A 12,758-nucleotide genomic window follows, 5' to 3' on the forward strand; every position below is an offset into this window, starting at 1 on the left:
CCCAACCTAAGAAATTGAGGCGATCGCGTCCTAATCCTACCTAGAAATTAAAAGTAAAAAGGCAAAAGTAACAAGTTTTTACTTTTGCCTTTTTAAGTTTTTACTCTTTCCTTGTGTCCTATTTAATAAGGAGGTTCGCCGTACTCAAATTCATCGTGATAATCGTATGAACTAGACACCCCTGCCATCTCCATTTTGGGCGCGGGGGTTTCCTCTTTCGGTTTTTCTTTTCCGAAGTCTTGGTACTCCTCAAAAGTCTTGCAGATAAGCGCAGACTCGTCAGAACTGGAAGAAATTAGATATTCTGTCAAATTCTTAGCAGTAGGATGCTCATAATCTACTGTACTAGCCACCAGAGCCGTATTTGTGCCACTGCCCCTTTCCTCCATTTCAATTAACGGACAAAAAATTCCATGAGCATGAAACAACGGCCCTTTTGGTGTTAAAGGCTGCTTGCGATACTGAGCATAAGCCTTTTCCAATTCAGCAATAAATCCACCGACGACTTGACCTTGTTTCATCTCGCAGTAGGATTTTCCAAAACTAGCACCTGCTGCACCATTCACCGTCAATTGCAGTGGCAAGTGATGCAAAAGCTTTTGTTTCTCCCCGACTAAAAAAATCAAGTGGCGAGTGAACGTCTTAAACTTGAGCTTGTCTGCCAAGAAAGCATCGTAGTTATCTTTAAACGTACCCAATTTCATCCCAGTTTCACGGTCTTTCACAGACAATGGACCCCGCCTCACGATGACTAAGCGGGGGGTAGTAGTGATAAACAGCGTTTCGACTCCGGTGCTAAACTCATGCTGCACCTGGTCCCAAGTGGCATCCGGTTTAAAGCCAACCGCATTAGCGTTATCTAGCTTAATTGCCAATCCGTGCGGCTGGATGCCAGTTTTCCCATATCGAGGATTGATCATCTGGCACCAAGGGATAACTTGAGAAGGTGGTGCATTGAACCTGTCGTCGTCGAAGTCAAAATTCGCAGATGCGTTCATGGTCTTAGGCATCCAAGTCGTGTGCTGATCAAGTTTACAAGTCTGGAGCAAGTGGTGATATCCGAAAAGATACCGTAGAAATGATAAAAGTAACACAAGTGCAGCTAACCGGCTTTATTGACACTCCTACTCCAGTTGAATGCCAGCAAGAAGCAGTGTTTCTTAGAACAGCTTGCTAGGATCGAACCAGCACAGTAGGAAGAGGTTCTTTGCGTTCTGAGTGCAGGAACGGTTGTCCAGTGAGAAGATTTGGGGGAGTTGCTGCTGGATTTTTCTCAACAAACGGATTGAAAAGCGTGGTTGAAAGGGCAAGCAATTCAGTAAAGGAGCGATCGCACTTTTCTTCTGTGCGCTTTTGGCATCTACTCTGTATACCCTGTTTGCATCACAGACAAATTTTTGCTTTTTCAGTAGATTTTTAGACCGACCGTGTATCATAGACTACAGATATTTGTCTCAAAATATCCGATGCAAAGACAGGTTGACTATTGCATAGCAGCCAGGAAGGGTTAATATTTACTATCCTTTACCAAAGATATTGATATTGATAAAACTTCGTTGGTTTTATCAAAATCTACAACATGGAAACATCCTTTGAACTAACCCTGCAAATCGTTATCACGGTTGTTGCAGGTATCAGCGCCCAGGTTTTAGCCCAATATCTTCAGGTTCCTAGCATCGTCTTTTTGCTGCTGTTTGGCATTCTCCTGGGACCTGATGGCTTGCGCCTGCTACACCCGCATTCTCTAGGTACGGGCTTAGAGGTCATTACTGCTCTGGCAGTGGCAGTGATTCTGTTTGAGGGGGGGCTGAACCTAGAGCTGAGAGAGTTGGGAAAGGTTTCCGGCAGCCTGCGAAACTTAGTGACGCTGGGAACGCTGATCACGCTTCTGGGCGGCGGTATGGCAGCTCACTGGCTGGGTGAATTTCCCTGGCCTATCGCTTTTCTCTACGCTTCCTTAGTGGTCGTAACGGGACCAACCGTGATCAGTCCTCTGCTGAAACAGGTGCAAGTAGACCGGCAAGTAGCAGCACTTCTGGAGGGAGAAGGCGTCTTAATTGACCCGGTAGGGGCTATCTTGGCTGTCGTCGTGCTAGACACCATTTTGAACGCTGATACCGACCCCATCGAAGCTTTCATCGGTCTCGTCTTGCGCTTAGGCATCGGCGGCGGCATTGGCGTTGTCGGTGGCTGGTTGATGGGTTGGATTATCAAACGCGCCAAGTTTCTTTCAGAAGACTTAAATAACCTGGTCGTTCTGGCTGGGTTGTGGGGCTTATTTGGTTTGGCGCAAACAATCCGCAGTGAGTCGGGGTTGATGGCAACCGTGATGGCGGGAATTGTTCTGGGTGCCTCCTCAATCCCAGAAGAACGGATGTTGCGGCGATTTAAAGGACAATTAACGATTCTTGGCGTTTCGGTTTTGTTCATCCTGCTGGCAGCTGACTTGTCCATCGCAAGTGTATTTGCGCTGGGGTGGGGAAGTTTGTTTACAGTTCTGGCACTGATGTTTATCGTGCGACCGATAAACATCGGCTTATGTACCTTCAATAGCGACCTGAACTGGCGGCAGAAACTGTTTTTGTGCTGGATTGCTCCTAGAGGAATTGTTTCGGCGTCGGTTGCTTCTCTATTTGCCATTTTTCTAACCCAGCGGGGCATCAACGGCGGCGATTCTATCAAAGCGTTGGTCTTCCTGACGATTATCCTGACCGTATTTTTGCAAGGACTGACAGCACGTTGGGTCGCTCATTGGCTGCAAATTAACCTCCAGGAAGCAACGGGCGCTGTAATTATTGGTTGTAATCCCTTAAGCCGCCTGATTGCCCGTTTGTTTCAAGAACAAGGAGAGTCTGTAGTGCTGATTGACACAGACCCCGAAGCGTGCCAAAAAGCAGAGCAGGAAAATCTGCGGGTATTCTTAAGCAGTGGTTTGGATACGGAAGTTCTGGAAGAGGCGGGACTCGACTCGATGGGAACCTTCCTGGCAATGACCAATAATGGGGAGGTGAATTTAGTGTTGGCGCAGCGTGCTTCTGAGGAGTTTCGTCCTCCTCGTGTGTTGGCAGTATTTCCCCAAGCAAACACACCGACTAATAATAGTAAGGTTCACCAAGCTTTCATTCCTAATTTATCAATTAAGAATTGGAATCAATACCTGAACGATGGACAGGTGAAGTTAGGCAAAACGTCACTCAAAGAGCCTGGTTTTTCGTTTCAACAAGCCCATCTACAAGCCTTAATTCGTTCTGGAGAGCTAGTACCCTTACTATTTTTACGGGAGGGGCGTTTCCAAGTGGTGCCTGCGACAGAGGATTGGGAAGCGGGAGATCAGATTATTTATGTGCTGCATGACCCTCGACCAAAACTCTTGAAGCGTTTATCGGGTGCGAGTCCATCTTCTCGTTTGGCGCTAGAGAAACTGCCGGAAGTCGAGGAGGTGCCCATCTCATCTGCAAGTGTGGGTGTCCTTTTGGGAGAACTCAAACCAGAACCTCAAACAGAACCTACAGAAGCCTGACAAAAGACAGTCGCGGCTACGCCAATCTGCCTGGGAAGCAAGAAAAGCGATCGCATATTCTTGCAATCGGCGGTTGAAACCGCACAGCGACAGCAAGCACACAACCGAAACCTGCCAGGAGCAGGCTACTAAGTGGAACTAGATTTGAGACTATAAATTTGCTATTTCTGTGACTCAGCACTGCTAAGGCTGAGAGATTTGGGATCGTTCTGTGCTTGCGCGGATTCTGACTCGGCAGCTAAGTTAGTGGCAGCTAATTTTATCTGAAGCTGCTTTTGCTGTCTTTCCTGGACTAATAACCCGCCTAGATGAATCAGTGCGATCGCGATCGCTCCCCCGGATAAAATGTAGCTGTGTAGGGTGTAGAGGTGTTCAACAGTAGCTGTCGTGATAGCTCCACCACCTGTAACGATGTCTCGCAGTTGAGAGCCAATAAAAGGAATGGCTTCGATGGTTCCCAATTCAATGCTCAGACGCCAGTAGCCGAGTTGAGTCCAGTCGAGAATCATCGCCGTCCAACCGAGCGCGATCGCAGTTAATGTCAATAAAATGCCACTAATCCAAGCGGTTAGCCAACTATTCGTAAATTGTCGCCCCAGAAACATCACGACAATTTCGATTAAAGACACGGCAATTAACCCATTTCCGGCGAGATCGTGAACGCGGAGAATCACCCAGCCATTAGAAACTTCATTTGCGATCGCTTGCAGGGAATCATAAGCACCACCCGCCGCCGGTTCGTAGTAGAAAGCTAACAGAATTCCAGTCACAGCAGCGATTAGGCTCAAGGTTAGAATCCCAACAGCCAGGATCGTAGCCAGACGCCGAAGGACAAATTCATACTGCTCGGTTTTCATGGCTAAACTTTACTTTTCTTAACATTAGTCAAATGCTAGCCAGTTACAGAAGGAATTTCGTTGTCCTAACAGCGTATGCCTAAAGGCTGAATCGTTGTGATGAGTCATGAGTGATTCGCCAACCGCCAATGACTCATCAGCATTACCCATGTCATGCCAAATACTCCGCCCAAGACGGTAAAGCGACTGGCGAACCGTACCAAATTCCAGGAGTTCTGGGTGAGTGCTTGACACCTTCGATAACCAGATTGGTTGCTCCCTCCAGATGAGCGGCTTCAATCGGCGTAATCCCATCTCCCCAAGTGTTACCAATCCCGCAGGTAAGTTTGTAACTGCTATAGGCTAGCCACTGCCCCGGACGCCTCGCCCCGAAGATAGATTTACCGGCAACGCAGATGTAACGCACCGTTGAGTAGAAGGCTCCTGGATAGTTCATCTTGACAAAATCTAGATTTTTCCGCGTCCAGCGTTCCCCGCTGATATGGGGCGTTCCCAAGGTGACAAGCGTGGCAACATAAGGGTGAGCGTGCCACAAACCAGCGTCTTCTGTGACATCTCCGTGAATAGAATAAGGTTTTTCCCCCAGGTAGATCCGGGAAATCCAGCCGCCAGCGGAGTGACCAATCAGGTTAAGCTGAGAAACGTTGTATTGCTGCAACATTTGTTTTACCGTGCGGTCGAGTTGCCGCAAAATCGGAATCATCGACCGTCCTCCTACAGTGGGCACCCAATCCCGACTTCGCAAGGGTACGGTTACAGTGGGGAAACCCGATTCTTGTAGAGATTGTTCGAGTGGACGGTAGGCGATCGCGCCTTCGAGATATCCGGGCAAAATGACAGTCGGTAAAGGCATTTGAGATTTTAGGTTTTGGCTTTTAGATTTTAAATTTTATTGTGCAATCAGGTATCTTGTACGGCATTGGCGTGGGTCCCGGCGACCCAGAACTGATTACTGTGAAGGGACTCGGTATTTTGCAACGGGTGCCGGTGGTGGCTTTTCCCGCTGGGTTACACGGTAAGCCAGGAATCGCTCAGCAGATGGTGGCTCAATGGTTGAATCCCCGCCAAGTGCAATTAGCGTTAACTTTTCCTTACGTACAAGAAAGCGAGATTTTGACTCAGGCGTGGCAAGTGGCAGCCCAAGAAGTCTGGCAATCTCTAAAATTGGGTCAAGATGTGGCTTTTGTTTCGGAAGGCGATGTCAGTTTCTATAGCACGTTCACCTATTTGGCGCAGACGCTGCAACAACTGCATCCTGAAGTAATAGTGCAGACAGTGCCGGGAATCTGTTCCCCTTTGGCGGCGGCAGCAGTGTTAGGAATTCCACTGACAATTCGCGCTCAGCGCCTCGTTGTGTTACCAGCGATCTACACGGTAGGAGAGCTGGAAGCCGTTTTAGAATGGGCAGATGTGGTGGTGCTGATGAAAGTGAGTTCAGTTTACGAGCAAGTTTGGAAAGTGTTGCAGCAGCGTGGGTTGCTGGAACGTAGCTGGGTAGTGGAACGGGCAACGCTACCAGAGCAGGTAATTTATGCGGGGTTAAGAGATCGCCCGAATCTGAAATTGCCTTACTTTTCTTTATTAATTGTGCAAGTAAACGAGTCAGTGGATTAATTTCTTCAGGAACTTGAGGAGAGTGGCAACTTTTGGGCTTTTTTTCCAGTCTTGGCGATTGGGTCAGAGAACCTGAAAATTAACTTTTAAGCATTTTAGACTGAAATAATTGAGATTAAAATTCAGAATCTGAAACTAATATAAAAGCGGAGTGCTTGTTTTGATCGCGATCGCGTGCTTGCCGCACGTACCCACCTGACCTGATTCCCAGCCTGTCCTGTCGCTGAGGAGTGTAACTTACCTGCTATGTCCTATCTCTCATTCATTAGAAACCTGCCTGAAAAGTTAACTCAGCCGCCTCTGATTGCAGCTTTGGCTTCCGTGGGCATCCACGGAGTGCTGGCGATGACCCTTCCCAGTTTATCCGCGTCCTCCAAACCGGAAGAGCAGAAGCCGCGAGGGACTGTCAAAGTTGTGGAGTTAACACCGGCAGAGCAAAGCCGCATTCCGCAACTTGCACCGCCGCCCGTGTCGCTGCCACCGAGTCCCAACCAAACCCAGCTGTTGCCACCTTTGCCGCCGCCGTCTTCCGTATTGCCGCCGATCCCTAGCTCCCCACCCTACAAATTTCCGCTGAACTCCACACCGCAACCTAACACTGGGGCTGGGTTGCCGGAGATTTTTCAGAGATCGAGCGATCGCCGTCAGCAAAGAGCTAGGCAAAATCCTTTCAATCCCAACAACCCAAACTTTATCGTAGGACGGCTTCCCGATCCCCCCAAAGTTCCCCAATCGGGTTCTCGGAAAGTTACACAGCAAGAGATTCGCCGTCGCCTGTTTCAGGGATTGCCCGCTGGTGTCCAGCCGGGGCAGGACGACATTTCCGCTCTATTTCCGCCGCCACCGCCCACTTCCGATCAACAGACACCTTTCAACCCTTCTGAGGAATCTTCTGGAAAACAGCCCCCTATCGATTTTGGACAACAGACGCCTAGCAATCCCAAGCCACAGAGGTCAATTGATTTTGGACAACAGACACCGAATTCGGAACCACAAATAGCAGCGAATTCCGAACAACAAACGTCTAAAAATTCTGAGCAACAACCTCCAGCGACTTCCGGACAACAGACGCCTCCTCTTTCTCCACAACAAATAGCAATGGCGCGGCGCGAACTGCAACGGCAGCAAGTCCTTGCTGATATACGGCAGCAACGTCGAAACTACGCCTATGACGGCAATGGCACTCGTGATGACGATTACAGACAAAAGTTAGCGGGTTGGGGTTCTAGACTCAACAAAGTCCCATCGAAAGAACAAGAAATTACGCTGACTTCTCAATTTCGTGCGTGCTTTATTAAGAAGCCGGAAGCAACTGCTTTAGTTGGGGCGCAGGTGGATGCTAAAGGTAGTGTCACGACCGAACTGCTTAGGAGTTCTGGTTACAACATTTTGAATGAGAAAGCGCAGGAAGTCGTTAAGGCTCATTCTTTTGGTGCAAAGGAACAAGTTTATGTTGTTCAGGTCAAGTTTGCGTACAACGAAAAAGATTGTCCGCCGATGACAGCTTCACGAGAAGCTCGAAATTCTCAAGAAGTTCAAGATTCTAGAAAACCACGAGATTCTCAAGAATCCTCTGAGCCTCAAAAACCACGGGATTCTCAAAATTCCCAAAACTCACCTGCGCCGAGAAAACTACGAGATTCTCAAGAAGCTCAAGATTCTAGAAGACCACGAGATTCTCAAGAATCCTCTGAGTCTCAAAAACCGCGGGATTCTCAAAATTCTCAAAACTCCCCTGAGCCGAGAAAACCACGAGATTCTCAAGAATCCTCTGAGTCTCAAAAACCACGAGATTCTCAAAATTCTCAAAACTCCCCTGAGCCGAGAAAACCACGAGATTCTCAAGAAGCTCAAGATTCTAGAAAACCACGAGATTCTCAAGAATCCTCTGAGTCTCAAAAACCACGAGATTCTCAAAATTCCCAAAACTCCCCTGAGCCGAGAAAACCACGAGATTCTCAAGAAGCTCAAGATTCTAGAAAACCACGAGATTCTCAAGAATCCTCTGAGTCTCAAAAACCACGGGAATCTCAAGAATCCTCGGAGTCCAAAAAACCGCAAGATTCTCAAAATTCTCAAAACTCACCTGAGCCGAGAAAACCACAAGAATCTCCGGATTCTCAAAATTCTCAACAGACACCCTGAACATAGTTCACAAGAAGCGAAGACAGTATTAGACAGTCAGTTGGGTTGAGGAACGAACCCCAACCAATACTTATGCGTGTTGAGGTTCGTTCTTCAAGCTAGCCTACAACTCTCAATAAACTCAAAACTCACGTGGGAGTAAGCGGCTAGTGGTTGGAATCCATCTGGATTCATTAAAAGCGCCCTCTTGCAGGATAATAAACCCTTGGACTTTTGCGACTTCCTCTATGGCTTTAGATGCTTCCTTCTTGGCTCAGCTGCAAAATTCATCTGAGCGCTTAATTCAGCTACTGGATAACTTTGCCCAAGCACGGGTGCTGGTTGTCGGGGATCTCACCCTCGATGAGTTTCTGACGGGTCAAGTGGAACGAATTTCTCGTGAAGCACCTGTGTTGATTCTGCGCCACGAAAATACCCGGCAGGTACCTGGGGGTGGAGCAAATGCCGTCTATAACCTGGCAACGCTGGGGGCACAGGTGAAGGTGGCTGGATTAGTCGGAAAGGATGACCAAGGGCAAGCATTGCGCCATATCTTTGAGGCATCTGGAATTGATACCAGTGGAATGTTGCTCGATCCAGACCGCCCGACGGTGACGAAAACCCGGATTTCTGGTCATGCTCGGCAGTCGGTGACTCAGCAGATTGTACGAGTTGACCGGAAATCGGATGAGTTGCCAGATCCAGATTTGCAGCTACAGCTTGCTGAGTATATTCAGCAACATCTAGATACAGTGGATGCAGTAGTTTGCTCAGATTATGGCGATGGCGTTTTTACTCAGCCTGTAATTGAGGCGGCGTTGTCTCACCAGAAGACAATAGTGGATGCTCAAGTCGGTCTCCAAAGATACCAAGGAGCGACGCTGTTTACGCCAAATTTGCCGGAGGCGGAGCAAGCGGTGGGGTATGCGATCGCGTCTGGGCAAATCACCCAAGCTGGACGCGACCTCTTGGCACTGACTCAAGCTCAGCAAATGCTGATTACTCGCGGTGAAGAGGGCATGAGTTTGTTTGACCGCAACGGGACGGAGCAGCATATCCCAGCGTTCAACCGTACCGATGTGTTTGATGTGACTGGGGCTGGAGATACTGTGGTGGCGGCGCTGACGCTAAGCTTAGTTGTTGGGGCATCATTTTGGGAAGCGGCGGTGTTGGGAAATTTGGCGGCTAGCATCGTGGTACGCCAATTTGGAACGGCAACCACTAGCCCAGAAGAGATGAAGGCGGCTTTGCTGGCGTTGTTAGAAGAAGAATAAACGAACCGCAAAGACGCAAAAGACGCAGAGGGAAGAAAAGGAGAGAGTTTGATGAGAGGAAGCCGTCGGTTGTTGGTGACGGGTGGGGCTGGGTTTATTGGTTCCAATTTTGTGCATTATTGGTGTGAGGCTTACCCTAACGATCGAGTGGTGGTATTAGATGCGCTCACTTATGCAGGGAATCGGCATAATTTGGTGTCCTTGGAGGGGCAAGAAAATTTTCGGTTTGTAAAGGGGGATATCTGCGATCGCGCTTTATTAGACTCGCTATTACAAGAAGAAAATATCGATACAGTGGCTCACTTCGCCGCTGAATCTCACGTTGACCGCTCAATTCTAGGTCCCGGTGCCTTCATTCAAACCAATATTGTCGGCACATTCACCCTATTAGAAGCTTTTCGGAAACATTGGGAAACAAGACAAGAGGGAATTTTTCTTCATGTTTCCACCGATGAAGTCTACGGTAGCCTCAATCCTAGCGATCGCGCATTTACAGAAACAACGCCCTATGCCCCAAATAGTCCCTATTCCGCATCGAAGGCGGGTAGCGACCATTTAGTCCGCGCCTATTACCACACCTATGGCGTCCCCACCATTATCACCAATTGCTCTAACAATTACGGCCCTTATCAGTTTCCTGAAAAGCTCATTCCCTTGATGTGCATCAATATCTTAATCGGCAAATCTTTGCCTGTTTATGGTGATGGGCAGAATATCCGGGATTGGCTATATGTTGGCGATCATTGTAGCGCTTTGGATGTAGTGATTCATCACGGCAAACTGGGCGAAACCTACAATATTGGCGGCAATAATGAAGTTAAAAATCTTGACTTAGTTAATATGTTGTGCCAGCTAATGGATGAATTAGCACCTAATTTACCCGTGCATCCTTGCAAAAAATTGATCGCATTTGTGAAGGATCGACCGGGGCACGATCGTCGCTATGCGATTGATAGCACTAAATTAAAAACTGAGTTAGGGTGGACTCCTTCTGTAACGGTTGAAGAAGGTTTACGACGCACTGTTGAATGGTATCTCACTCACCGCGATTGGTGGGAACCATTACTGTCTGAGGAGTACCAAGCCTATTATCGCCAGGTTTATGTTTCTTAAAAGGTTCCTACCTTAACTCGAATGGCACTGATTTAAGAGCCGTAAAATAAATTTCTGCCTTCACCACGCAAACCCATTGAAACGAGTTGAAATCGCTATCTAGTTGGCTTTAGCTAACTTTAGGGATTAGCTAGCCCGAAATTTGTTTCAGGGCAGAGCTGTGGGTAAGGCTAAGCTTAAGCCAGTGCAATTCGATTTAAGTTTCTTATGCCCCAGATCCAAAGGGCCAAGTTGTGTATAAGAAAACGCTCACGGCGGCGATCGCGAGTAATCCCTGAATCAAATTTCCAATCAGCGAACCCACCACAATGCCTATCCCGGCTTTCAGCGCTAGCTTGATTCTTGGCTCAAATTCCAAATCGCGTCGGTAGAGAAACTCTCCAGTAATCGCTCCCAGTAGCGGTCCGATCAAAATTCCGATTAGTGGACCCGCAACCAGAAAAGCGGGTAACAATCCCAAAAAGCCCAACACCAAGCCAACAATGGCTCCAATCTGCCCCCACTTGCTAGCCCCTGCTTGTTGCGCCCCCAAGTAGGTTGCTAAGAGATCGACGCCAACGCTAAGTAGCAACACTAGGATAGCAACGCCCAGCGCCACAGACACGCTGCTAAAACTGTGAACGGCTCCCCAAACCACAATAGCAATCACAATCAAGCTGGTTCCAGGAATGCCGGGAACCACTGCGCCCACGACGCCAACGAGCATGAGGACAACGAGAAGCCAGTAGAGAATCGTCATGTATATTTAAATTCCAGCGGGTGCAACATCATCTAAGTGGTAGCTGAGAGTAACGTCTAATTTTTCAGCAATCCCAGCTATCCAGTTTTCATCTTGCTGGGTGTAACTGCGCGGAGCATTGGCACCTAAAATCAAGACGCCTTGATTGCCAATCGGCTGACAGATCGCTCCTTGAGTATTCTCTGGTAGATAGTCAAATTCAATCCGTCCTGGGTATATTTTTAGAGCCACTAGATAAACGGGTTTTTGTTTTTCCAACACCCGCTGTAAAATTGGCCCTGGTTTTACTTCTGGGTTGACGCCTAAGATACCCCGCCGCAATAACACTCGTCCTTTGTACCAAACGACGAGCGATCGCGTCCCAGTGTTCGTAAGCAACAGATGCGATGCCCAAGCCAGTTCTATCTTTACGGCTTCCGGTAAGTCGGGTGCTAGTTCAAACCCTTCCTCGCCAATCAATTCGACAGCTTCGGGCGAGCGCGGCTGTACTTGCTGCCACAGTAACCCCGTTAAAATTAACACCGCACTGACTATCACGCCCAACGCATCCGAACGAGCTTGAGAATCCGCTAGCTGCGGTGTCAATAAACGGTTAATCAACAGCAGCACCCCTGCCAACCCACCAACCACAAAAGGAAGTTGTCGTAAAACCTGATTTTGATCTGGCTTAGCCATTTTCTTAGTGCTGAGGATTGAGGGCTGAGGAATGAGTAGGAATAAAAGAGTAGAAATTTTCTCACCTTTTAACGTAATTCATTCTTCATCCTTCAGTTCAGATTTCATCCGGCTCAATGATCCGTTGAAACAGATAGCCAGTGCCTCGCGCCGTCAGTATTAGCTCTGGATTGCTTGGATCGTCCTCTAACTTTGCCCGAAGGCGCGAGATATGCACATCCACCACGCGAGTGTCTACGTGGCGTTCTGGCGTATATCCCCACACCTCTTGCAAAATCTCAGAACGGGAAAAAGGTTCTCCAGAACGGCTGACTAACAACTCCAGCAGACTGAACTCCATTCCGGTAAGCCGAATTCGCTCATCGCCTTTATAGACTTGCCGCTTATTGGTGTCAATCTTGATATTCCCGACATGGATGACCCCAGAACTGGGAATCCCAGAGGCACCCGTTTTGTCTACCCGCCGCAACACAGAGCGGATGCGGGCTTCCAGTTCCTTAGGTGAAAAAGGCTTGACAACGTAATCATCTGCACCCAGCTCTAAACCAGTGATGCGGTCGGCGACATCCCCTAAAGCCGTTAGCATGATAATTGGCACATCCGATTCCTTCCGCAATTCCTGACAGACGCCGTAGCCATCTAGCTTTGGCATCATCACATCCAAAACTACTAAGTCAGGAGTGGCATTGCGAAAGGTATCCAGCGCTTCTTCTCCATCGGCAGCCGTCACAACATCGTAGCCAATCATGGAAAGGCGCGTTTCCAGAATGCGACGGATGCTAGCTTCATCGTCAACTACCAGAATTTTTTCTTTATGGCTTTCCAAGCTCGTCAACGCTCCT

General features: G+C 48.3%; 11 protein-coding genes. 5 read left to right on the top strand and 6 right to left on the bottom strand.

Annotated features, from left to right (window positions below; translation table 11 throughout):
• Positions 1 to 122 precede the first annotated feature (122 nt).
• Complete coding sequence (locus H6F52_RS03415) at positions 123 to 998, bottom strand: DUF5895 domain-containing protein (protein ID WP_190429188.1); 876 nt, start codon at positions 996 to 998, stop codon at positions 123 to 125.
• A gap of 581 nt (positions 999 to 1,579) precedes the next feature.
• Here H6F52_RS03415 and H6F52_RS03420 point away from each other — a divergent pair.
• A complete protein-coding gene (locus tag H6F52_RS03420; RefSeq protein ID WP_190531920.1) occupies positions 1,580 to 3,520 on the top strand; it encodes a cation:proton antiporter in 1,941 nt (646 codons plus the stop codon).
• Positions 3,521 to 3,681: 161 nt separating this feature from the next.
• Here H6F52_RS03420 and H6F52_RS03425 read toward each other — a convergent pair whose 3' ends face one another.
• Positions 3,682 to 4,377: a cytochrome b N-terminal domain-containing protein gene (locus tag H6F52_RS03425; protein WP_190531922.1), complete on the bottom strand. Its 696-nt coding sequence runs from the start codon at positions 4,375 to 4,377 to the stop codon at positions 3,682 to 3,684.
• 151 nt (positions 4,378 to 4,528) lie between these two features.
• The gene (locus tag H6F52_RS03430; RefSeq protein ID WP_190531924.1) at positions 4,529 to 5,230 is read right to left on the bottom strand and encodes an alpha/beta hydrolase; all 702 of its coding nucleotides are present in this window, start codon (positions 5,228 to 5,230) and stop codon (positions 4,529 to 4,531) included.
• Positions 5,231 to 5,271: 41 nt separating this feature from the next.
• On the opposite strand from H6F52_RS03430, the gene H6F52_RS03435 reads away from it, so the two are divergent.
• From H6F52_RS03435 to rfbB, 4 genes are all read left to right on the top strand, one after another.
• Complete coding sequence (locus H6F52_RS03435; protein WP_190531926.1) at positions 5,272 to 5,991, top strand: precorrin-2 C(20)-methyltransferase; 720 nt, start codon at positions 5,272 to 5,274, stop codon at positions 5,989 to 5,991.
• Between the two features lie 246 nt (positions 5,992 to 6,237).
• On the top strand, positions 6,238 to 8,136 hold the full coding sequence (locus tag H6F52_RS03440) for a hypothetical protein (RefSeq protein ID WP_190531928.1): 1,899 nt from the start codon (positions 6,238 to 6,240) through the stop codon (positions 8,134 to 8,136).
• A 227-nt stretch (positions 8,137 to 8,363) separates the two neighbouring features.
• Positions 8,364 to 9,389 (top strand): D-glycero-beta-D-manno-heptose-7-phosphate kinase, encoded by a 1,026-nt coding sequence (rfaE1, locus tag H6F52_RS03445; RefSeq protein WP_190531930.1) that lies wholly within the window; start codon positions 8,364 to 8,366, stop codon positions 9,387 to 9,389.
• Between the two features lie 51 nt (positions 9,390 to 9,440).
• Positions 9,441 to 10,502, top strand: a complete 1,062-nt coding sequence (gene rfbB / locus H6F52_RS03450) for a dTDP-glucose 4,6-dehydratase (RefSeq protein WP_190531932.1) — start codon at positions 9,441 to 9,443, stop codon at positions 10,500 to 10,502.
• A 205-nt stretch (positions 10,503 to 10,707) separates the two neighbouring features.
• Here rfbB and H6F52_RS03455 read toward each other — a convergent pair whose 3' ends face one another.
• The 3 genes from H6F52_RS03455 to rpaB all read right to left on the bottom strand — a co-directional run bounded on the left by H6F52_RS03455 (position 10,708) and on the right by rpaB (position 12,742).
• Positions 10,708 to 11,241 carry a DUF456 family protein gene (locus H6F52_RS03455; RefSeq protein ID WP_190427552.1) on the bottom strand — a complete coding sequence of 178 codons (534 nt, stop codon included), beginning with the start codon at positions 11,239 to 11,241 and terminating at the stop codon, positions 10,708 to 10,710.
• 6 nt (positions 11,242 to 11,247) lie between these two features.
• Positions 11,248 to 11,916: a cofactor assembly of complex C subunit B gene (locus H6F52_RS03460; protein ID WP_190531934.1), complete on the bottom strand. Its 669-nt coding sequence runs from the start codon at positions 11,914 to 11,916 to the stop codon at positions 11,248 to 11,250.
• Positions 11,917 to 12,013: 97 nt separating this feature from the next.
• Positions 12,014 to 12,742: a response regulator transcription factor RpaB gene (gene rpaB / locus H6F52_RS03465; protein WP_190415215.1), complete on the bottom strand. Its 729-nt coding sequence runs from the start codon at positions 12,740 to 12,742 to the stop codon at positions 12,014 to 12,016.
• Positions 12,743 to 12,758: the final 16 nt, after the last annotated feature.

This window comes from Coleofasciculus sp. FACHB-542, assembly GCF_014695825.1.
Classification (GTDB): Bacteria; Cyanobacteriota; Cyanobacteriia; order Cyanobacteriales; family FACHB-T130; genus FACHB-T130.

Excerpts from the sequence above, each read along its gene's own strand:
- H6F52_RS03420 (WP_190531920.1), top strand. The coding sequence starts at position 1,580 with ATGGAAACATCCTTTGAACTAACCCTGCAAATCGTTATCACGGTTGTT.
- H6F52_RS03430 (WP_190531924.1), bottom strand. The coding sequence starts at position 5,230 with ATGCCTTTACCGACTGTCATTTTGCCCGGATATCTCGAAGGCGCGATC.
- H6F52_RS03455 (WP_190427552.1), bottom strand. The coding sequence starts at position 11,241 with ATGACGATTCTCTACTGGCTTCTCGTTGTCCTCATGCTCGTTGGCGTC.
- H6F52_RS03460 (WP_190531934.1), bottom strand. The coding sequence starts at position 11,916 with ATGGCTAAGCCAGATCAAAATCAGGTTTTACGACAACTTCCTTTTGTG.
- H6F52_RS03440 (WP_190531928.1), top strand. The coding sequence starts at position 6,238 with ATGTCCTATCTCTCATTCATTAGAAACCTGCCTGAAAAGTTAACTCAG.
- H6F52_RS03415 (WP_190429188.1), bottom strand. The coding sequence starts at position 998 with ATGAACGCATCTGCGAATTTTGACTTCGACGACGACAGGTTCAATGCA.
- rfbB (WP_190531932.1), top strand. The coding sequence starts at position 9,441 with ATGAGAGGAAGCCGTCGGTTGTTGGTGACGGGTGGGGCTGGGTTTATT.
- rfaE1 (WP_190531930.1), top strand. The coding sequence starts at position 8,364 with ATGGCTTTAGATGCTTCCTTCTTGGCTCAGCTGCAAAATTCATCTGAG.
- H6F52_RS03425 (WP_190531922.1), bottom strand. The coding sequence starts at position 4,377 with ATGAAAACCGAGCAGTATGAATTTGTCCTTCGGCGTCTGGCTACGATC.